The organism is Kocuria sp. GQ42, from assembly GCF_059758435.1.
This window is the reverse complement of sequence record NZ_JCAXEN010000004.1, coordinates 103,328-124,838: the sequence shown is the minus strand read 5'-3', so window position 1 is coordinate 124,838 and position 21,511 is coordinate 103,328. Positions and strand designations below refer to the sequence as shown.

14 protein-coding genes are annotated in these 21,511 nt (G+C 74.8%); 9 read left to right on the top strand and 5 right to left on the bottom strand.

The window, feature by feature from the left end; all coding sequences use genetic code 11:
• Window positions 1-91: 91 nt before the first annotated feature.
• The 5 genes from AC6CH6_RS10210 to AC6CH6_RS10190 are packed head-to-tail and all read right to left on the bottom strand — an operon-like array spanning window position 92 to window position 8,789.
• Window positions 92-3,622, bottom strand: coding sequence for a patatin-like protein (locus tag AC6CH6_RS10210; RefSeq protein WP_498255051.1), 3,531 nt, complete (start codon window positions 3,620-3,622; stop codon window positions 92-94).
• The gene (locus AC6CH6_RS10205; RefSeq protein ID WP_498255050.1) at window positions 3,612-4,910 is read right to left on the bottom strand and encodes a glycosyltransferase; all 1,299 of its coding nucleotides are present in this window, start codon (window positions 4,908-4,910) and stop codon (window positions 3,612-3,614) included. Before AC6CH6_RS10205 ends, AC6CH6_RS10210 begins: the two co-directional genes overlap by 11 nt.
• Window positions 4,907-7,099, bottom strand: a complete 2,193-nt coding sequence (locus AC6CH6_RS10200; protein WP_498255049.1) for a glycosyltransferase — start codon at window positions 7,097-7,099, stop codon at window positions 4,907-4,909. Before AC6CH6_RS10200 ends, AC6CH6_RS10205 begins: the two co-directional genes overlap by 4 nt.
• 53 nt (window positions 7,100-7,152) lie before the next feature.
• Entirely contained in the window at window positions 7,153-8,136 is a 984-nt protein-coding gene (locus AC6CH6_RS10195) for a bile acid:sodium symporter family protein (protein ID WP_498255048.1), read from the bottom strand.
• A complete protein-coding gene (locus AC6CH6_RS10190) occupies window positions 8,130-8,789 on the bottom strand; it encodes an MBL fold metallo-hydrolase (RefSeq protein WP_498255047.1) in 660 nt (219 codons plus the stop codon). Before AC6CH6_RS10190 ends, AC6CH6_RS10195 begins: the two co-directional genes overlap by 7 nt.
• A 263-nt stretch (window positions 8,790-9,052) precedes the next feature.
• Between AC6CH6_RS10190 and AC6CH6_RS10185 the strand changes: the two genes are divergently transcribed.
• From AC6CH6_RS10185 to gap, 9 genes are all read left to right on the top strand, one after another.
• On the top strand, window positions 9,053-9,559 hold the full coding sequence (locus AC6CH6_RS10185) for a MarR family winged helix-turn-helix transcriptional regulator (RefSeq protein WP_498255046.1): 507 nt from the start codon (window positions 9,053-9,055) through the stop codon (window positions 9,557-9,559).
• The gene (locus AC6CH6_RS10180; RefSeq protein ID WP_498255045.1) at window positions 9,556-11,301 is read left to right on the top strand and encodes an MDR family MFS transporter; all 1,746 of its coding nucleotides are present in this window, start codon (window positions 9,556-9,558) and stop codon (window positions 11,299-11,301) included. Before AC6CH6_RS10185 ends, AC6CH6_RS10180 begins: the two co-directional genes overlap by 4 nt.
• A 44-nt stretch (window positions 11,302-11,345) precedes the next feature.
• The gene (uvrA, locus tag AC6CH6_RS10175) at window positions 11,346-14,351 is read left to right on the top strand and encodes an excinuclease ABC subunit UvrA (protein ID WP_498255189.1); all 3,006 of its coding nucleotides are present in this window, start codon (window positions 11,346-11,348) and stop codon (window positions 14,349-14,351) included.
• Window positions 14,348-15,043 (top strand): HAD hydrolase-like protein, encoded by a 696-nt coding sequence (locus AC6CH6_RS10170; protein ID WP_498255044.1) that lies wholly within the window; start codon window positions 14,348-14,350, stop codon window positions 15,041-15,043. Before uvrA ends, AC6CH6_RS10170 begins: the two co-directional genes overlap by 4 nt.
• Before the next feature lie 13 nt (window positions 15,044-15,056).
• Window positions 15,057-17,105 carry an excinuclease ABC subunit UvrC gene (uvrC, locus tag AC6CH6_RS10165; protein WP_498255043.1) on the top strand — a complete coding sequence of 683 codons (2,049 nt, stop codon included), beginning with the start codon at window positions 15,057-15,059 and terminating at the stop codon, window positions 17,103-17,105.
• A gap of 100 nt (window positions 17,106-17,205) precedes the next feature.
• Entirely contained in the window at window positions 17,206-18,132 is a 927-nt protein-coding gene (gene rapZ / locus AC6CH6_RS10160; RefSeq protein WP_144836077.1) for an RNase adapter RapZ, read from the top strand.
• 31 nt (window positions 18,133-18,163) lie between these two features.
• Window positions 18,164-19,243 (top strand): gluconeogenesis factor YvcK family protein, encoded by a 1,080-nt coding sequence (locus AC6CH6_RS10155; protein WP_498255042.1) that lies wholly within the window; start codon window positions 18,164-18,166, stop codon window positions 19,241-19,243.
• Window positions 19,244-19,293: 50 nt separating this feature from the next.
• Window positions 19,294-20,274, top strand: coding sequence for a DNA-binding protein WhiA (gene whiA, locus AC6CH6_RS10150; RefSeq protein ID WP_498255041.1), 981 nt, complete (start codon window positions 19,294-19,296; stop codon window positions 20,272-20,274).
• Between the two features lie 230 nt (window positions 20,275-20,504).
• Window positions 20,505-21,509 carry a type I glyceraldehyde-3-phosphate dehydrogenase gene (gene gap, locus AC6CH6_RS10145; RefSeq protein ID WP_031282661.1) on the top strand — a complete coding sequence of 335 codons (1,005 nt, stop codon included), beginning with the start codon at window positions 20,505-20,507 and terminating at the stop codon, window positions 21,507-21,509.
• Window positions 21,510-21,511: the final 2 nt, after the last annotated feature.

Genomic DNA, 21,511 nt, shown 5'->3' with positions numbered 1-21,511 from the left:
CCTCGTCCGGGACCGGCCTCGTTCCGGACCTGCCTCGTTCCGGACCCGCCTCGTCCCGGACCCGCCCCGTTCCCGACCCGGACCGGCCGGCTCACCGGCGGGGCAGCAGCTCCTCGCCGGGGCCGTGCCGCCGCAGCATGGCCTCGGCGGGCGCCCACCACAGGACAGCCGCCCAGGCGTAGGCGGCCCCGGCCACGGCCGCCAGGTCGGTCCACAGCGCCCCGGGACCGCCGGCCCAGGACCACAGCACCCAGGACGCGGCGCCGCCGACGGCCGCCGCGGCCGGGACGACGGTGAGGGCCCAGGCGGGCCGCACCCACCCCGCCAGGAGCAGGGCACCGACCGCCAGCAGCGCCACGGTCAGCGCCGCGGCCCGCGCTCCGGCGCCGTCCGGCACGAGCCCCGGGAGCCCGGTCAGGGCCGCCCCGGCCCAGACCGCCACCGCGGCCGGCACCACGAGGACCGCCCGCCCGACCTCGCCCAGGACCTCGCGGCTCGGCACGCGCACCGCGAGCACCGCGCTCAGGCGCTCCAGGGCGAGCACGCCGAGCACCAGCAGCAGGACGGCGGCCGCACGCCCGGACGGCACGGCCGCCCCGAGCGGGAGGAGCAGGGACAGGGCGGCCGCACCCGCGAGGGCGGACCGCCGCAGCGCGCCGCTGCGGGCGGCGGCGACCTCCCCGACCGTGACCGCCGGGACGACGGAGCCCCCTGACCCCCCGGGGGTGGGCCGGGTGCGAGGAGACGGCCGCTCCCCGGCGGCGTCCCGGACGGCCGCCCACCGTCGCAGCGCGCGCCGCCCCGTCCGCAGGATGGACAGCACGAGCGCCGCGGAGACCGCCGCGAGCAGGGCGGCACCGGGCCAGGACCACGCCCGTGCCTCCGCGGCGACCGGGCCCGCGGCCGGCCACAGTCCGGCCGTCAGCGCCACGGCGACCAGGGCTGCGCGCACCGGGGTCACCACCGCGGGCACGAGCACGAGCAGGGGCTGGAGCACCAGCAGCACGACCTCCCAGACGGGGCGGGGCAGGTCCGGGGTGCCCGCCAGGGCCCGCCCCAGCACGCGCACCCCGCGCGAGGCCAGCGAGAGGCGGTGCCCCGGGGCCAGCCGGTCCAGCCCGTCGGCGCTCGCGCCGACCGCAGCCCGGCCGCGGGCGGGGCAGCCGTGCCCGGCGTCGCGCAGCAGGGCGTCCTGCAGGCCGGCGACGACGGCGTCGGCCATCGGGTTGCTCCCGCCCGGGGAACCGCCGGGCGCGCCCGGCGGGGTCGTCGAGGTCGCCGGGATCGTCGGGGGCGTCGAGGGCGTTGGGGGAGACGCCGGAGCGGCCGTCGGCAGCCCGCGCAGGAACCCGGCGACCCCGGCCGCCGCGTCGAGGCGTCCCCACCACCAGTCGTGGGCCCGCCAGTCCGCGGCCAGGAACCCCCGGAAGTTCAGCAGTCCCGCACCGGCCAGCTTGGCGCCCGCCGGCATCCGCTCCTCGGCGTCCGTGAGCAGGCGGGCGAGCTCCCGGGGATCCGCCCCCGGCGCGTCAAGGGCCTGCTGGAGGCGGTTCCGGGCGAGCGCCGCCCGGAGCGCGGGGAACGCGTCCGGCGCCGCGGGGGTCTGGTCGCCGCGGATCTCCCCGTAGGCCACGGGGGACACCGCGGCGGGGATCCCGGCGGCGGCCAGGAGCGGGGGCAGGTCGGCCGCGGCCGGCGCCCTGTCCCCGGCGGGGATCCTGGACCACGGGGACGCCTCCCAGACCGCGCGGCTGGCCGCCCGGCCGGGGACGTCGGCGTCCAGGTGCTCGTCCACCGCGGCGCGCAGGCCCCGGAGCCCGTCCACGACCGCGTTGAGCTCGGCCCAGGAGGTGGCCGCCGGCCGGTGCCCCGCGCCGGTCGCGCCGAGCCAGGGGTCGACGGCCTCCGTGGGGTCTGCCGCCGGGTCCGCGACGGCGGCCAGCACGGCGTGGAAGCGCCGGTCGCGCTCGTGGCGGGCGCGCGCCAGCACCTCATAGGCGCGCTCGCGGGCGAGGGACCGGTCGAATCCTTCGGCCGGCCCGGCCGGCCCGTCGAGGCCCAGCTCCTCCAGCACGCGCACCCAGGACAGCACGCAGGACGCGGCGTCGAACAGGGCCTGCGCCCCCCGCAGCACCGCCGCGGCGGCGGGGTCCTTCAGCGGGCCCCGGGAGAGGGCGTCGTAGCGCCGGAGCAGCTCCGCCCGCAGCGGGTCGAGCGCACGGGGCGGCCGGGCCCGCAGGGCGTCGCGCCGGGCCAGGGTCGAGGTGAGCTGCCACTGCGCCGGGCGGGTCAGGAGGCGGGACAGCAGGTCGGCGTCGGTCCGGGCCCGGTAGCGCAGGTAGGCCCGGCGCCGCTCCTCGAGGGAGGCCTCGTCCCAGCCCCCGATCAGCGCCGCGAGCGGGTGCAGGCGGCCGCCGGCCACGAGCTGGGCGTCCAGGTAGTCGGACAGGGCCAGGACCTCGTCGTCGTCCGACTCCCGCCGCGGCAGCCGGGAGACCGTGGCGGCGAGCGTGCCCACGAGCCGCGGCAGGTCGCGCACGAAGGGCACGGCACGCTCGCGGTGCGGCGGGTCCGGGTCGAGGTACAGCAGGGCCCGGTCGGCGTGCCGCAGGGACGTCCTGGTGCGCGCGGCCTCCAGGGCCCGGTCGATGGGGATGTTGTCGAACACCCCGCCGTCGACCACGTGGTAAGGCAGCTCCGCGGGGTCGCGGTGGGCGCCGAACGCATGGCTCAGATCCGGGCGCCCGGCCGCTGGGGCCGGGGCGCCCCGCGGGCCCGGGGTCGGGGCGGACCACACCGAGGCCGGCTCGAAGGCGCCGGGGAAGGAGGACGTCGCCCGGGCGGCGTAGGCCAGCCGGGACAGCGCGGCCGCGGCCTGCTCGGGGGCCGTGTCCCGCCCCGGGATGTCGTTGTCCAGGGACGGGCCGGGGGAGCCCGGCTCCGGGGAGGAGAAGTGGAAGTCGCTGCGCCCCTCCGCCGACGCGCTGTAGGGGGAGGGGTCGCTGTCCAGGACCGTCGCGGAGAGCTCGACCGTGACGTGCTCGGCCACCAGGTCCGGGTGGTGCTCCGGGCTGCCCCGGAGCGCCAGGAGCGCCTCCAGCAGCCGCGGCCACAGGTAGTCGTCGCCGCGCAGCAGGGAGTCCACGGGGTGCCGTCCGAGCGGGCGCAGCAGCCGGCCGAGGGCGCCGTGCTCCGTCCAGATCCGGCCGAGGGCGTCCAGGTCGGAGCCCGCGCGCTGGGCCACGGCGTGCACCACGCCGTTGAGCCCGCCGGCGCTGGCCCCGGCGAGGAGGTCGATGTCCACCCGGTCGTAGCCGGCGTCCGCGAGCAGCCGCGCGTACACCGCGGCCCGCTCCTCGAGCGCCGGGTCCCGGGTGGTGGCGGGGTGCAGGAGGTAGGCGTGCAGCGCTCCGCGGCCGTCCCGGTGGATCCGGATCCGGCGCAGGAGGTCCAGTTCGGCCACCGCGCCGCCGATCCACACGGCGAGGCTCACGCCGCCGCGCATGGCGAGGGCGAGGCGGAGGGTGCGGCCGAACGCCGGCGCCTGTCCGGCCGTCGCCCCGGCCAGCCTCCGGGACGGCGGCAGGACGGTCAGCGGCAGGCCCGGGGGCTCACCCGACAAGGGCCGCGAACGCCCGTCCCGGCCCGGGCCGGCGGGTCAGGTCGTGCCGGAGGTCCTCGAGCGCCCCCCGCCGCTCGTGGCCGTCGTCGAGCAGCCCGGCCACGGCGTCCCGCACCTCGGCGGTCGACAGGGCGTTGGGGTCGAGCACCGTCCCGAGCCCCGCCGCCTCGAGGGCCGCCGCCCCGGCGAACTGGTCCGTGGACATCGGCAGCAGCAGCAGGGGCACCCCGGCGGTGAGCGCCTCGGTCACGCTGTTGTTCCCCCCGTGGGAGACCGCGACGCTCGCGCGGCGCAGCAGGGTGACCTGCGGCAGGGTGCCGCGCACGAGCCAGGACTCCGGGACCGGGCCGAGCTCGGCGGGCCGGGTCGCCCCGGCCGCGAGGGCGACCCGCACGTCCAGGCCGCGGAGGGCCTCCGCGACCCGGGCGAGCACGTCCCCGCGCACGGACAGGAAGCTGCCGAGGCTGATGTAGACGATCGGGCGGTCCGAGCCGGCCAGCCACGCGGCCACCTCCGGGTCCTCGGCCTCCTCCCGGACGGCCGAGCCCAGGAACGTGTGCTCGGGCAGCGCCCGGGTCCGGTGCTCGTCGTGGAGCTCGCCCGGATAGTTGAGCAGGAGGTCGTCGCCGGTCTCCGCGAAGGCGTCGGCGCTCGCCGGGGACCCGGGGGCGATCTGCTGCAGGGCCTCGTTCCACTGCTCCGTGAACTCGTCCCGCACCGACGAGCACAGCCGGTGCAGCGCCTCCAGCTCGGCCGGGGACGGGCGCAGCCGGCCGGGCCAGGCGGGCGGGTGCCCGTAGACCTCGTCGGCCACCGTCAGGGCCGAGGGGTGGCCCAGGACCACGTCGGCGTGCCGGATCCCGGAGCCGGTCAGGGCCAGGCGCGCCGCGAAGGCCAGGTGGTCCACGACCACCTGGTCCGGCCGGACGCGGTCCACCACGTCCTGCACCCGCCGGGCGGTGCCCAGCGGGTCCCAGAGCAGGTCGTCGCGCCGTGCCCGGGCCTGGAAGGCCAGGGTCTCCGCGGGGCCGCGGCGGGTGGCGGCGAAGAACCCGCGCAGGGCGTCGTCCTCCCCGGGCGGCTGCTCCTCGGCCCGGATGACCCCGGGGTTGGAGCCGCGGCCCAGCGGCAGGATCTCGACCTCGAAGCCGAAGCCCCGGGCGATGGCGGCGGTCGCGGGACCGGTGGCCACGACCACCCGCTCCCCGGCGTCCCGCCACGCGGTGGCCAGGGTCGCGAGGGGGAACAGGTGGGAGGCGTAGTCCGGGCTGATCACGAGCAGGGTCACGGGGTGGGGCTCCTGTCGGCCGTGTGCGCCACGGCGTCGTCGTAGACGGAGGTGAGGGCGGTCGCCATCCCCTCGATGCTGAAGCGGTCGCGGACCATGGCACGGGCCGCGTCGGCAGCGCGCTCCGCGTCGGGGCGCGCCGCCAGGTCGAGGGCCAGGTCCACGGCCCGGGCCAGCGCGGCGGGGTCGCCGGTGTCGACGAGGACGCCGGTGACGCCGTCGGCCACGAAGGTGGCCGGCCCGCCGGCGTCGGGCGCCACGACCGGCAGCCCGGTGGCGAGGGCCTCGACCAGCGCCACGCCGAACTCCTCCTTGAGGCTCGCGCAGACGTAGACGCCGGCGGGGGCGGACAGGCCCGGTCGCCCCCGGCGCACCGCGGCGAGCCAGGCGGCCACGGTGGCGTGGGGACGGTGGCCGGCCAGGAGCAGGCCGGCGGTGGCGGCCTCGTCCCGGGGGAGGACGGCGTCGATCCGGGTGAGCTGCTCCCGCTCGTCGGCTGAGGGGGAGACGAGGTCCCCGCCCACGACGAGGAGGTTGCAGCGGTCCCGCAGCCCGGCGTCCCGGGCCCAGGCCTCGACGAGCGTGGCCGTGCCCTTCACCCGGTGCAGGCGGCCCACCGTGACCACGAGCGGCAGTCCGCGCCGGGCGGCGGGCAGGGCCGCGAGCACGGTGTCGAGCTCCGCGAGGTGCGCTCCGGCACCGGTGCGCACCTGCGCGGCGGCGCGGTCCACGGCGCCCAGGTCGATGCCCTCCGGCACCACCGTGCACCGCCCGGGCTCGTCCAGGTCCACGTCGAGCAGCGCGCGGGCGTCCCGGGCCAGGTCCGGGCGGGGGAAGAGCACCAGGTGCTCCGCCCGCGCCGCGAGGTCGGCGAGCAGGCGCACGCGGAACCACAGGTGCTCCACCCGGTCGGCCGCGCCGAAGCCGGCCCGGGTCAGGGTGCCGGCGCGCTCGCGGGCGGCGACGAGCGCGTGCGGATCGGGGGCCATCGTGAGCACCCACGGGATGCCGAGCTCCGCGGCCACCGCCGCGGCCGCCATCGAGCCGACGTCGGCCATGCGCAGGTGCAGCACGTCCACGGGGCCGGCCCGGCGCAGCACGCGCCGCAGCCCCCGTTCCGCGGCCACCCGCCGCGGCCAGGCGTCCGCCATGTGCACCGGGGGTCCGGTGAAGGGGACGACGCCGAAGACGTGCCCCGCCCCCGCCGGACGGGCCGTCGCCGCCCGGGCCTCGTCGTGGGTGCCGCGGGACACCGTGAGCACCCGGGCGACGCCGCCGGGGCCGTCCGGGGCGCTGAGGGCGTCGCCCAGCTGGGCGAGCAGCGTGGCGATCCCGCCGTTGTCCCCCCGCCCGGAGAAGGTGAGGTCCCGGTCGATCTCCGCGTGCAGGAACGGCTGCAGGACCGTGAGCCCGTCCCCGCCGGACGCCGGGGCGGGACCGGCGGCGGCGTGGACGTCGGCGAGGGCGAGCCGGGCCACGGCGGCGAGCGGCCCGTCCGCGTCGGCGCACGCCCCGGCGAGGTCCGTCAGGTCGGCCACGGACTCGGCGCCGGCCTGCCGGCGGTCCACCAGGGCCTCGAGGGCGGCCCCGCGGACGTCCTGGTCCTCGCCGGGACTGCCGGCCAGGGCGCGGAGGCGCGCGGCGGGCCCGGCACCGGGGACGAGCCCCAGGGTCTCGGCGAGCCGTGCGCGGGGCCCGGGGGCGACGGCTCCCGCGAGGGCGTGCTCGAGGGCGGTCCCGACCGTGTCCGGTGCCGCGGGGGCCCAGGCCTGCAGGGTGCGCTGGGCCAGCATGCCGGGGAATCCGCCGCCGGCCACGAGGTCGGCGAGGTGCGCTGCGGCGCGGGGGAGGGGGGCGCGGTCGGCGAGCACCCATGCGGAGTGCTCCCGCAGCCACGGCTCGTCGTCGAGGAGCGCGGTGAGGAGCGTGTCCGCCCGGGACCCGGGCACGGAGGCGAGGGCATGGACGGCGGCGATCGCCGCGACGTGGTCGTCGCGCCGGCGGATCTCCTCCGCGAGCACGGGCAGCGCCCCGGCTGGATCCTCCCGGGCCGCCTGCAGCAGGTCGTCGGCGCGGCGGATGCCGTCGAGGATCGAGGGGGCGCGGCGGACGGCCTCGAGGGCCGCGTGCGTCGCCGCGCCGGTGCGCTCTGCGCTCGTTGTCGGGGCGCGGGGCGCGGCGAACGTCATGGGGCTCACGGTAGCCGAGGCCCGGCCCCGCGCACAGCGGGTCCCCGGGATTCTCAGGCTCCTGGGAGCCGGCGCGCCGTCCGCGCGTCGGCTCGGCGGCAGAGCAGGGCGAACAGGGCGCCCGAGAGGTTGTGCCAGACCGAGAACACCGCGGCGGGCAGGGCCGCGAGGGGGTTCATGTAAAGGGCGGCGAGCCCGGCGGCCAGCCCGGAGTTCTGCATGCCCACCTCCACAGCGGTGGTGCGGCGCACGGCGATCGGCTGCCGCGTCACCGCCCCCACGAGGTGGCCGAGGGCCAGGCCCAGGACATTGTGCAGGGCCACGGCCGCGAGCACGAGCAGGCCCGCCTCCACGATCCGGTCGGCGCTGCCCGAGACGACGATGGCCACGATCACGGCGATGGCCGCCACCGACACCCACGGCAGGGCGGGCAGGGCGCGCTCGACCAGGCGGGGCGCGAGCAGCCGGACGGCGAGGCCCGCGACGACGGGCAGGAGGACGATCTTGGTGATCGACCAGGCCATCGCCCCGCCGTCCACCGGCAGGTACTGCCCGGCCAGCCACAGGGTGAGCAGCGGGGTCAGCAGCGGTGCGAGCAGGGTGGAGATCGAGGTCATGGCGACGGACAGGGCCACGTCGCCGCGGGCGAGGTAGGCGACCACGTTGGAGGCCGTCCCGCCGGGCGCGCAGCCCACCAGGATCACGCCCGCGGCGAGCTCCGGCGGCAGCCGCAGCAGGAACACCACGAGCAGCGCCACGAGCGGCATGATCACGTACTGGGCCGCGACGCCGAGCAGCACCGGCAGCGGCCGCTTCGCCACGAGCGCGAAGTCCACGGGCCGCAGGGTCAGGCCCATGCCGAACATGACCACGCCCAGCAGGGGGTTGATCCACCCGGACAGCCCGCTCACGGCGCCGGGGGCGAGGAAGCCCACGAGCCCGCCCGCGAGGACGAGCACGGGGAAGAGCAGGACGGCGGTGTAGGCGCCGCGGTCGGGCGCGGCGGTGACGGCCGCCGCGGGCCCGGGACCTACCACCCGCGGGCCCGCCACTCCTCGAGGTGCGGGCGCTCCGCCCCCAGCGTGGTCGGCTTCCCGTGGCCGGGGTGGACCACGGTGTCGTCGTCGAAGCGCTCGAAGACGCGCTCGGTGACGTCGTCCATCAGCTGCTGGAAGTCCTCGGGGCTGTTCGTCCTGCCCACGCCGCCGGGGAAGAGGGAGTCGCCGGAGAAGATGTGCGCCGGACCCTGGGGGTCGCGGTAGACCAGGGCGATCGAGCCGGGGGTGTGGCCGCGCAGGCCGATGACCTCGAGGTCGAAGCCGTCGAACTCGGCCGTGTCCCCGTCCTCGAAGGTCAGGTCCATGGGCACGGCGATGTCGGACTCGTCGTCGGCGCCGCACGCCGTCATGGCCTCGGAGCGGGAGCGGACCTCCTCGAGGGCGCGGACGTGGTCCCAGTGCGAGTGGGTGGTGATGATGAGCTGGAGATTGCCGTAGGCCTGCGAGCAGTCGCCGTTGCCGGCGCCCACGAGACCGGCGATGGCCCGGGCGTCGTCGGCCGCGTCGATGAGGACCTGCGTGCCCTCGTCCTTGGACGTGAGGAGATAGACGTTGTTGTCCATCTCGCTCACGGAGATCCGGCGAATCGTGACCTCGGAGAGGTCGGTGACCTCCGTCTTCGTTGCGATCATGAGGACGAAGGTACTCCCGACTCCTGACACTGGCCAATCGCGGGCGCTCCGGGGCGCCGGGCGGTGTGTCCGACGGCACGGGCGCCGGGGTTGGCTTCCCCGCGCCGTCCGGATAAAGTTGCGTGAGGCAACAAAGCATCAGGGCATCCGGTGGCACCACGCCCGCGTCGTCGTCGACGCGGGACCCCGCGAGGAGCGGGGCGTGCGGACCGGGTGCCCCTTCGTCGTTGTCCACCCCCGTCCCCGATCCCGGAGGAGCCCCGTTGCCCGTCTCCCACGACACCGCCGTGGAGCTCGTGCGCGACCTGCTCGAGCTGCAGCGCGTCATGAAGCGCGTGACCAAGACCGACGCCGGTCAGCGCCAGCTCAACCCCACGGCGATCGCCCTGCTCTACTACCTCGACGGCAACGGGCCGCGGCGGGCCACCGTGATGGCCTCCGAGACCGGCCTCGGGCCCTCGGGCCTGAGCCGGCAGCTGGCCGCCCTCGAGGGGGAGGGCCACGTGGAGCGCACCCCCGACCCCGACGACGGCCGCGCCGCGCTCGTCGCCATCACGGAGTGGGGCCGGGAGCAGGTCCGGACGGTGCTGGAGCAGGACGCCCAGCGCCTCGCCGCGCGGCTCGAGGGCTGGGACGAGGGCCAGGCCCGCACCAGCCGCGGCGCCATCAACGAGATCACCACCGTCTTCCTGGACTCCCTCGGCGTGGAGCGCACCACGTCCTGCCGGGACCACGCAGACCGAGAGCACGAGGAGCAGACCGCACCATGACGTCACAGCAACCGACCACCGCACCGGGCGGGGGGACCGGCGCCTCCCACAAGGAGGTCATGCGGGCGCTCACGGGGATCCTCTCGGTGTTCTTCATGGCGATGGTCACCCTCACGATCATCGGCACGGCCCTGCCCGTCATCATGGCCGACCTCGGCGGGGACCAGACCTCGCTGTCCTGGACGGTCACCGGCACCCTGCTCGCCAACGCCGCGACAACGCCCGTCTGGGGCAAGCTCGCCGACCTCTTCGACAAGAAGAAGCTGCTGCAGCTCTCCATCGTGATCTTCGTGCTCGGCTCGGCCATGGCCGGGCTGGCCCCGACCATCGAGTTCCTCATCCTGGCCCGCGTGGTCCAGGGCGTGGCCATGGGCGGGATCATGGCCCTGGCCATGACCATCATGGGCACGATCATCCCGCCCCGGGAGCGCGGCCGCTACGCCGGCTACATGGGCGCCGTCATGGCCGTGGCCACCTCCGCCGGCCCGCTGCTCGGCGGGCTCATCGTGGACCTCTTCGGCTGGCGCTGGGTGTTCCTCATCCCCGCCCCGCTGGCGGTCCTGGCGGCCGTGCTCGTCCACCGCACCCTGCGCATCCCGCCGCAGGCGCCCCGGAAGGTGAGCATCGACTGGCTCGGCATCGCGCTGCTGGTCCTCTCGGCCTCCGCGCTGCTGCTGTGGGTGTCCCTGGCCGGGCAGCCGGGCATGTTCGAGTGGGTCTCGGCGACCTCCGCGGCCCTCGTGGCCACCGCGCTCGTGGGCTCCGTGCTGTTCGTGCTCGTGGAGCAGCGCGCCGCCGAGCCGGTCCTGCCCATCCGCGTGGTCACCGAGCGCACCACCGCGCTGGCCATCCTCGCGGCCATCGCCACCGGCGGGGCCATGTTCGCCTCGACCACCTACCTCGGCCAGTACTTCCAGCTGGGCCAGGGCTTCAGCCCCACCATGGCCGGGATGCTCATGCTCCCGCAGGTCTTCGGCTCCCTCGTGGGCGCCACGGTCGCCGGGCAGCTGATCACCCGCTACGGGCGGTGGAAGATCATCCTGGTGGTCGCCGCCGTGCTCATGTCCACCGGCCTGTTCCTCGCCGCCACGCTCACGCACGACACCGCGCTGTGGGCCGTGAGCGTCTTCATCTTCCTCGTGGGCCTCGGCATCGGCGCGCTGAACCAGAACCTGGTCCTGGCCGTGCAGAACACCGTGGGGCTCAAGGACATGGGCGCGGCCTCCTCCTCGGTGGCCTTCTTCCGCACCATGGGCGGCGCCGTGGCGGTCGCCGTGTTCGGCGCCCTCATGAGCTCCCACCTGGCCCGGCAGCTCGCCGAGAGCACCCGGGCCCGCGGCGGGGACCCCGCGGCGGTGGACAGCTCCACGATGGACCTGGAGTCGCTGCCGGCGTCCGTCGAGGGCGTGGTGCGCGAGGCCTACGGCACGGGCACCGGCCTCGTCTTCCTGGTCGCCGCAATCGCGTCCCTCGTGACGCTGCTCGCCGTGCTCCTCATCAAGGAGGTGCCGCTGCGGCGCACCGTGGACATCGTGGAGGTGGACCCCGCCACGGGCCGGCTCAAGGTCGTCACCCGCACCCTCGACGCCCGCGAGGTCCGCCGCCGGCAGGAGGCCGCGGCCGGCCCGCACACCGAGGAGACCGGTCCAGGCTCCGCCGGGGGACGAAACGGCTCCGCCGGAGGAGCGGCCCCGGACCGGGTCCGCGAGGACACCACCACCGGCCCCGTGGACCGGGTGTGAACCCGCCCACGGACCCGGCCCCGATGTCCGGGCCCGGTACTAGAGTGGAGGGCGTGTCTGAGCCGATCCCCACGTCCACCCTGGTCCTGAACCCGTCGACCGATTCCTCCGAAGCCCTCGACGGGCCGGTGACCGCCACCGGCGCCCGGACCGCCCGCAGGTCCGACCTCACCGAGATCGTGGTGCAGGGCGCGCGCGAGCACAACCTCGACAACGTCTCGCTGACCGTGCCGCGGGACGCCATGGTCGTGTTCACGGGGCTCTCCGGCTCCGGGAAGTCGTCACTGGCCTTCGACACGATCTTCGCCGAGGGCCAGCGCCGCTACGTCGAGTCCCTGTCCTCCTACGCCCGGATGTTCCTGGGCCGGGTGGACAAGCCGGACGTCGACTTCATCGAGGGCCTGTCCCCGGCAGTGTCCATCGACCAGAAGTCCACCTCCCGCAACCCGCGCTCCACCGTGGGCACGATCACCGAGATCTACGACTACATGCGCCTGCTGTGGGCGCGCGTCGGCCACCCGCACTGCCCCGAGTGCGGCGAGGCGATCAAGAAGCAGACCCCGCAGCAGATCGTGGACCAGCTCCTCGAGATGCCGGCCGCGACCCGCTTCCAGGTGCTCGCGCCCGTGGTGCGCGAGCGCAAGGGCGAGTTCGTGGACCTCTTCCAGGAGCTCTCCGCGAAGGGCTTCTCCCGTGCCACCGTGGACGGCGAGACGGTCCAGCTCTCGGACCCGCCCAAGCTCAAGAAGCAGTACAAGCACACCATCGAGGTGGTCGTGGACCGGCTCGTGGTCAAGGAGGGCATCCGCCAGCGCCTGACCGACTCCGTCGAGACGGCGCTGGGTCTCGCCGAGGGGCGCGTCGTCGTCGAGCTCGTGCCCCGCTCGGACGAGGAGATCGCCCACCCGCTGGAGCTGCGCCGCCCGTTCTCCGAGAACCTCGCCTGCCCCAACGAGCACCCCCTGCAGGCCGACGAGATCGAGCCCCGGTCCTTCTCCTTCAACGCACCGTTCGGCGCGTGCCCGGAGTGCGACGGCATCGGCTCGCGGCTCGAGGTCGACGAGGAGCTCGTGGTCCCCAACCCGGACCTCTCCCTCGTGGAGGGCGCGATCGCCCCGTGGTCGCTCGGCAAGGCCACGAGCGAGTACTGGAACCGCCTGCTCGCCGGCCTGGGCCAGGAGCTCGGCTTCGACCTGGTCACCCCGTGGGGGAAGCTGCCCGCCAAGGCGCGCAAGGCGATCCTCGAGGGCAAGGACTACCAGGTCACCGTGGCCTACCGGAACCGGTTCGGCCGGGAGCGCCGCTACACCCAGGGCTTCGAGGGCGTGATCGGCTACATCAAGCGCAAGCACGCGGAGACGGAGTCGGACAACGCCAAGGACCGCTACGAGCAGTACATGCGCCAGGTGGCCTGCCCGGCCTGCGACGGCGCCCGGCTGAACCCGACCATGCTCGCCGTGACCATGGGCGGGAAGAACATCGCCGAGACCACCCGCATGCCCATGCGGGACGCCCACGCGTTCTTCCGGGACCTGGAGCTCAGCACCCGCGAGACGAAGATCGGCGAGCAGGTGCTCAAGGAGATCCAGGCGCGCCTGACGTTCCTCGTGGACGTGGGCCTGGACTACCTCAACCTGGAGCGCGCCGCCGCGACGCTGTCCGGCGGCGAGGCCCAGCGCATCCGCCTGGCCACCCAGATCGGGGCCGGGCTCGTGGGCGTGCTCTACGTCCTGGACGAGCCCTCGATCGGCCTGCACCAGCGGGACAACCGCCGGCTCATCGGGACCCTCACCAAGCTGCGGGACATGGGCAACACCCTGATCGTGGTCGAGCACGACGAGGACACCATCCGCGAGGCCGACTGGATCGTGGACGTCGGCCCCGGCGCCGGCGAGCGCGGCGGGCGCGTGGTGCACTCCGGGACCTACGCGGAGCTCCTCGCCAACGAGGAGTCCATCACGGCCGACTACCTCTCCGGCCGCCGGGCCATCCGGGTGCCCGCGCAGCGCCGGACGATCGACCGCAAGCGGATGCTCAAGGTCGTGGGCGCGCGGGAGAACAACCTGCGCGGCATCGACGTCTCCTTCCCGCTCGGGGTGCTGACCGCGGTGACCGGGGTGTCCGGGTCCGGGAAGTCCACGCTGGTCAACGACATCCTCTACACGGCGCTGGCCAACAAGCTCAACGGGGCCAAGCAGGTCCCCGGCCGGCACAAGCGCATCGACGGCGTGGACCAGCTCGACAAGGTGGTGCACGTGGACCAGAGCCCGATCGGGCGGACCCCGCGCTCCAACCCCGCCACGTACACGGGCGTTTTCGACCACATCCGCAAGCTCTTCGCCGAGACCCCGGAGGCGAAGGTGCGCGGCTACCAGGCCGGCCGGTTCTCGTTCAACGTCAAGGGCGGGCGCTGCGAGGCGTGCTCCGGCGACGGCACGATCAAGATCGAGATGAACTTCCTGCCGGACGTCTACGTCCCGTGCGAGGTGTGCAAGGGCGCCCGGTACAACCGGGAGACCCTCGAGGTGCACTACAAGGGGAAGACGATCGCCGAGGTCCTGGAGATGCCCATCGAGGAGGCCGCCGAGTTCTTCAAGGCGTTCGGCCCGATCGCCCGGCACCTCAACACCCTCGTGGACGTCGGCCTCGGCTACGTCCGGCTGGGCCAGCCTGCCACGACCCTCTCCGGCGGTGAGGCCCAGCGCGTGAAGCTCGGCGCGGAGTTGCAGAAGCGCTCCAACGGCCGGTCCATCTACGTGCTGGACGAGCCCACCACCGGCCTGCACTTCGAGGACATCCGCAAGCTGCTGCTCGTGCTGCAGGGGCTCGTGGACAAGGGCAACACCGTGATGACCATCGAGCACAACCTGGACGTCATCAAGTCCGCCGACTGGATCGTGGACCTCGGACCGGACGGCGGGTCCGGCGGCGGGCAGGTCGTGGCCGAGGGCACCCCCGAGCAGGTGGCCCGGAACACGAACAGCCACACCGGCCGGTTCCTGGCCGAGGTGCTCGCCGAGCGCCCCGTCCCGGCGGGGGCCGCCCGATGACCGCCCCCGTGGTGCTCTGGGACCTCGACGGCACCCTCCTGGACCCCGCCGGGGCGATCACCGGCGGCATCGCCCGGGCCCTGGCCGAGCACGGCCACGCCGTGCCCGAGGACCTGCGCCGGTTCGTGGGCCCGCCCGTGGGCTTCTCCCTGCGGACCTTCACCGACGTCCCGGAGGAGGACATCCCGGCGGTGGTCGCCACCTACCGGGCCCGCTACCGCACCGAGGGGCTCGCGCAGACCCGGATCTACCCGGGGGTGGAGGAGCTCCTGGAGCGCCTGCACGGGGCCGGCGTGCGGATGGCCGTGGCCACCCAGAAGCCCGAGCCCACCGCCGAGCTCGCCGTCGAGCGGTTCGGCCTCACCCGGTGGTTCGAGACCGTCTCGGGGGCCGCCGACGACGCCGCGGCCGCCCCGCGCGACGGACTGGCCCACGACAAGCCCGCGATCATTGCCGAGGCCCTGCGCCGGCTCGGCGTGGCCGCCCCGGACCGCGCGCGCACGGTGATGATCGGGGACCGCCGATACGACGCCGAGGGCGCGCTCGCCCACGGGATCGACTGCCTGGGCGTCGCCTGGGGCTTCGCCGACGAGGACGAGCTGGGGACCGGCTTCGCCGCCGTGGCCCGGGACGCCGCCGAGCTCGGGGAGCTCCTGGCCCGGTACACCGCCCCGGCCCCGACCGGCAGCTGAGGGGGACCGGACCGTGGCCGATCCGGAGAGCTACCGCCCCGCCCGCCAGGACATCCCGACCGCCCCGGGGGTCTACCGCTTCCGCGACGAGTACGGGCGCGTGGTCTACGTGGGCAAGGCCAAGAACCTGCGCAACCGGCTGAGCTCCTACTTCGCGCCCCCGCACGCCCTGAGCCCCAAGACCCGCGCCATGGTCACCACCGCGGCCGGGGTCGAGTGGACCGTGGTGGGCAGCGAGCTGGAGTCCCTGCAGCTCGAGTACACGTGGATCAAGGAGTTCAAGCCCCGGTTCAACATCGCCTACCGGGACGACAAGTCCTACCCCTACCTCGCCGTCACGATGGCCGAGTCCGTGCCGCGGGCCCAGGTGGTCCGGGGGGAGAAGAAGAAGGGCAACCGCTACTTCGGGCCCTACTCCCAGGCCTGGGCGATCCGCGAGACCCTCGACGCCCTGCTGCGGGTCTTCCCCGTGCGCACCTGCTCGAAGGGCGTCTACCGGCGCGCCGAGCAGTCCGGGCGCCCGTGCCTGCTGGGCTACATCGACAAGTGCTCCGCCCCGTGCGTGGGGCGGATCTCCGAGGAGGACCACTACGCCCTCGCGGAGGACCTGTGCCGGTTCATGGCCGGGCACGCGACGCCGTTCATCAAGGAGCTGCAGCGGCAGATGCAGGAGGCCGCCGCGGCCATGGACTTCGAGACCGCCGCCGCGCGCCGGGACGACATCGCCGCCCTGGAGAAGGCCTTCGAGCGCAACGCCGTGGTGCTCTCCGACAGCACCGACGCCGACTTCTTCGCGCTCGCCGAGGACGAGCTGGAGGCCGCCGTCCAGGTCTTCCACGTCCGGGGCGGCCGGATCCGCGGCCAGCGCGGCTGGGTCACCGAGAAGGTCGAGGAGGCCGACGGCGGACGCCTGCTGGAGCAGCTGCTCGAGCAGGTCTACGGCGACACCGCCGCGGACGCCGCCGAGAGCGCCCACGCCGCCGCGCCCCCGTCCCCGGGCGGGTCCAAGCACCGGCCCTCCGCGGAGCTCGCCTACCGGGAGGACGCCATCCCGCGCACCGTGCTGCTCTCCGAGCCCGCCGACAGCACCGACCGGCTCGAGGAGTGGCTCTCGGGGCTGCGCGGCTCCCGCGTGACGATCGCCGTGCCGCAGCGCGGGGAGAAGGCGCACCTCATGGAGACGGTGCAGGAGAACGCCCGGCAGGCGCTGAAGCTGCACAAGTCCCGGCGGGCGGGCGACATCACGACCCGCTCCGCGTCCCTGCAGGAGCTGCAGGAGGCCCTCGACATCCCCGTGCCGCTGATGCGCATCGAGTGCTACGACATCTCGCACGTGCAGGGGACCAACGTCGTCGCCTCCATGGTCGTCTTCGAGGACGGGCTGCCCAAGAAGTCGGACTACCGGAAGTTCTCGGTCACCGGCGAGGCCGCCCGGGACGACACCGCGTCCATGCACGACGTCATCTCCCGGCGCTTCCGCCGCCACCTCGAGGAGCAGGCCGAGCGGGAGGCCGCCGGGCCGCGCACCGGGCAGGTGGACGCCGGGGCCGAGGCCCCCGAGCGGGCGCGCTTCGCGTATCCGCCCAGCCTGGTGGTGGTCGACGGCGGGCCCCCGCAGGTCGCCGCCGCCGCCCGGGCGCTGCGCGAGCTCGGGATCGACGACGTCCACGTGGTGGGCCTCGCCAAGCGGCTCGAGGAGGTGTGGGTGCCGGACGACGAGTTCCCCGTGATCCTGCCGCGCGCGAGCCAGGGCCTCTACCTCCTCCAGCGGATCCGCGACGAGGCCCACCGCTTCGCCATCACCTTCCACCGCAAGAAGCGCTCCTCCGCCATGACGGTCTCCGTGCTCGACGAGCTGCCCGGGGTGGGCCCCGCCAAGCAGAAGGCCCTGCTCAAGCACTTCGGCTCCGTCAAGAAGCTACGGACGGCCCGGGTCGAGGAGCTGGAGCAGGTCCCCGGCTTCGGGCGGACCCTCGCCGAGAAGGTGGCCGCCGCGCTGCAGGCCTCCGACGACACCACCGCCCCGGCGGTCAACATGACCACCGGGGAGGTGCTGTCCTGATCCGGGCGCGCCGCCGGGGTCGCGGCGGGGCCCCGCCGACTTCGTTAGGCTGGGGCGGGACCACCGGGCGCAGGCCACCACGACGGGAGACGGAGCGGACATGAGCGAGCACACCGCCGGAGCGGACGTCGGGACGGCGGACGGGACCGGCCACGCGAAACCGACCAGCTCGGAGCTGCTCGTCGTCACGGGCATGTCCGGGGCCGGGCGCAGCACGGCCGCGAACGCCCTCGAGGACCTCGGCTGGTACGTGGTCGACAACCTGCCGCCGCAGATGCTGCACACCCTCGCCGACCTCGTCTCCCGGACCCCGCAGGCCCTGCCCAAGCTGGCGGTCGTCATCGACGTGCGCGGCAAGGCCCTGTTCAGCGACATGAAGGAGACGCTGGCCGCCCTCGAGGCGTCCGACGTCGACTTCTCGGTGCTCTTCCTGGACGCCGCCGACGAGGTCCTGGTCTCCCGCTACGAGCACCAGCGCCGGCCCCACCCGCTGCAGGCCGGCGGGCGGATCCTCGACGGTATCCGCGCCGAGCGCGCCCTGCTGACCGACCTGCGGGAGTCGGCCGACGTGGTCCTGGACACCTCCGGGTTCAACGTGCACGCCCTGTCCCGGGCCGTGGCCGACCTGTTCTCCACGAACGGGCCGGTGGTCCTGCGCCTGACCGTGCTCAGCTTCGGCTTCAAGTACGGGGTCCCCGCGGACGCGAACTACGTGGCCGACGTCCGGTTCATCCCCAACCCGCACTGGGTCCCGTCGCTGCGCCCGCGCACCGGCAAGGACGACGAGGTCCGGGACTACGTCTTCCAGGACGACGGCCCCCGGCAGTTCGTGGACCGGTTCGTCGCCATGCTCGAACCCGTCTTCGCGGGATACCGTACGGAGAACAAGCACTACGCCACCATCGCGATCGGCTGCACGGGCGGGAAGCACCGCTCCGTGGCCGTGAGCGAGGAGGTGGCCCGCAGGCTCGCCAAGCTGCCGCTCGTGACGGTCAACATCCAGCACCGGGACATGGGCCGGGAGTGACCGGCTCGCCCTCACCGCGATGGGACCCCCGATGACCCTTCCTCCCACCGGCGCGTTCCCCCGGCTGCCCCTCAGCAGCGGCGCCGATGCCGACCCCCACCACTCGCCCGACCCCTCCGCCCGGCGGCCCGGTGGCGCCAGCCCCTCCGTGGTCGCCCTCGGCGGCGGGCACGGGCTCTCGGCCAACCTCGCCGCGCTGCGCCGGATCACCCCGGTGCTCACGGCGGTCGTGACCGTGGCCGACGACGGCGGCTCCTCCGGCCGGCTGCGAGACGAGCTCGGGGTCCTGCCCCCGGGGGACCTGCGGATGGCGCTCGCCGCACTCTGCGACGACTCCGAGTGGGGCCGGACGTGGCGCGACGTCATGCAACACCGGTTCAGCTCCTCGGAGGGGCGCCCCACGACGCTCGACAACCACGCGCTGGGCAACCTGCTCATCGTCACGCTGTGGGAGCTGCTGGGGGACCCGGTGGCGGGGCTCGAGTGGGCGGGCGCCCTGCTGGGCGCCCGCGGCCGGGTGCTGCCGATGTCCACGCAGCCGCTGGTCATCGCCGGCGACGTCCCCTGTGCCCCGTCCGGCGGGAGCGCGGCGGTGCGCCCGGGCGAGGCGGGCACGGTGCGCACGATCACCGGGCAGGCGGTCCTGGCCAAGCAGGCCGACGTCTGCAACGTGCGGCTCGTGCCCCCGGACGCCCCGGCCTGCCCGCAGGCGGTCGAGGCGGTCGGGCTCGCCGACTGGGTGATCATGGGGCCGGGCTCGTGGCACACCTCCGTGCTGCCGCACCTGCTGCTGCCCGAGCTGCGCCGGGCGATCTGCGGCTCGCCGGCGCGCCGCTGCGTCACCCTGAACCTCTCGCCGGACACCGAGACGCGCGGCAAGACCGCCGCCGACCACCTGCGGGTGCTGCACGACTACTGCCCGGAGCTGACCCTGGACGTGGTCCTCGCCGACCCCTCGGCCACCGAGGACGGCGCCGACCTCGAGGAGGTCGCCCGGGGCCTGGGCGCCGAGGTCTTCTACGCCGACGTCCGGGCGCACCCCGGCACCGCCGTGCACAACACGCTCCGGCTCGCGGCCGCCTACCAGGAGATCTTCGAGCGCCACCGCTGAGCATGCCGCCCCACCCCCACACACCCCAGCATCCCCAGGAAAGGAACCGCGTGGCCCTGACGTCATCGGTGAAGGAAGAACTGTCCCGCCTCGAGATCAAGAGGTCCTCGGAGCGCCGCGCCGAGCTCTCCGCCCTGCTGCGCTTCGCGGGCGGGCTCCACATCATTTCGGGACGCATCGTCGTCGAGGCGGAGGTGGACCTCGGCGCCACCGCGCGCCGGGTGCGCCGCGCCGTCCACGAGGTTTTCGGCCACGACAGCGAGATCGTGGTCGTCTCCGGCGGGGGACTGCGGCGCGGGAGCTCCTACGTGGTGCGCGTCGTCGAGGACGGCGAGGCCCTCGCCCGCCAGACGGGACTGCTCGACTCGCGCGGGCGCCCCGTGCGCGGGCTCCCGCCCGCCGTGGTCAACGGGGCCGTGGCCGACGCCGAGGCGGTGCTGCGCGGTGCCTTCCTGGCCCACGGCTCCCTCACGGAGCCCGGCCGCTCCGCCGCGATGGAGTTCACCTGCCCCGGCCCGGAGGCCGCCCTCGCGCTCGTGGGCGCGGCACGCCGGCTCGGCGTCCTCGCGAAGGCCCGCGAGGTGCGCGGCGTGGACCGGGTGGTCGTGCGGGACGGGGACGCGATCGCCGCACTGCTCACCCGGATGGGCGCCCACCAGACGCTCCTCCAGTGGGAGGACCGGCGGATGCGCAAGGAGGTGCGCGCCACGGCCAACCGCCTCGCCAACTTCGACGACGCCAACCTCCGCCGCTCCGCGCAGGCCGCTGTGGCCGCCGGCGCCCGGGTCGAGCGCGCCCTGGAGATCCTCGGCGACGAGGTCCCGGAGCACCTGCGGCAGGCGGGGGAGCTGCGGCTGTCCAACAAGCAGGCCAGCCTCGACGAGCTGGGCCGGCTCGCCGACCCCCCGCTCACCAAGGACGCCGTGGCGGGCCGGATCCGCCGGCTGCTGGCCATGGCGGACCGCCGGGCGGAGGAGCTGAACCTCCCCGGCACCGACGCCGGTGTCGCCGCGGAGGCCCTGCCCTCCTGAGCGGGGCGCTCCGGCGGCGCTGCGCCGGCGCGGTCACTCCGGGGCCGCGCCGGAAGAGGGCCGTGGTACCGCGTGGGTTTCCGAGGGTCCGCATCCCCCGATGTGGGTTTGTGTGGGTTTGGCGATGAATGCCGGGTGAATCTTTCACGACCCCAAGACAACCCAGGGATAACCACGTAGAATGGGACCTGGTTCAACGATCCAGACCCCGACCAACACAGGAGTACCCAGTGACCATTCGAGTGGGCATCAACGGTTTCGGACGCATCGGACGCAACTTCCTCCGCGCGGCGCGCGAGCAGGGCGAGAACATCGAGGTCGTGGCCGTGAACGACCTCACGGACCCGGAGGCCCTGGTCCACCTCTTCAAGTACGACTCCATCATGGGCCGGTTCCCCGGCGAGGTGACGCTCAACGGCGACACCATGAGCGTCGACGGCCACGAGGTCAAGTTCCTCGCCGAGCCCGACCCCGCCAAGCTGCCCTGGGGCGAGCTCGGCGTGGACGTCGTCGTCGAGTCGACCGGCCGCTTCACCAACGGCTCCAAGGCCAAGGCCCACCTGGACGGCGGCGCCAAGAAGGTCGTCCTGTCCGCCCCCGGCAAGGAGATCGACGGCACGTTCGTGCCCGGCGTCAACCTCGACACCTACGACGCCGCGTCGATGAACATCGTCTCCGCGGCCTCCTGCACCACGAACTGCCTCGCGCCCATGGCGAAGGTCCTCAACGACGCGTTCGGCATCGAGCGGGGTCTGATGACCACCATCCACGCCTACACCGCGGACCAGAACCTGCAGGACGGCCCGCACAGCGACCTGCGCCGCGCCCGCGCCGCCGCCCTCAACATGGTGCCCACCACCACCGGCGCCGCCGCCGCCGTCGGCCTCGTGCTGCCCGAGCTCAAGGGCAAGCTGGACGGTTTCGCCGTGCGCGTGCCCGTGCCCACCGGCTCCGTCGTGGACCTCACCTTCGACGCCCAGAAGGAGGTCACCGTCGAGTCGGTCAACGCCGCCATGAAGGAGGCCGCCGAGGGCCCCATGAAGGGCATCGTCAAGTACACCGAGGACCCCATCGTCTCCTCGGACATCCAGGGCGACAGCATCTCCACGATCTTCGACGCCCCGCTGACGAAGGTCATCGGCAACCAGGTCAAGGTCATCGCCTGGTACGACAACGAGTGGGGCTACACCTCCCGCCTCGTCAACGTCGTCTCCCACGTCGGCGCGCAGCTCTGAGC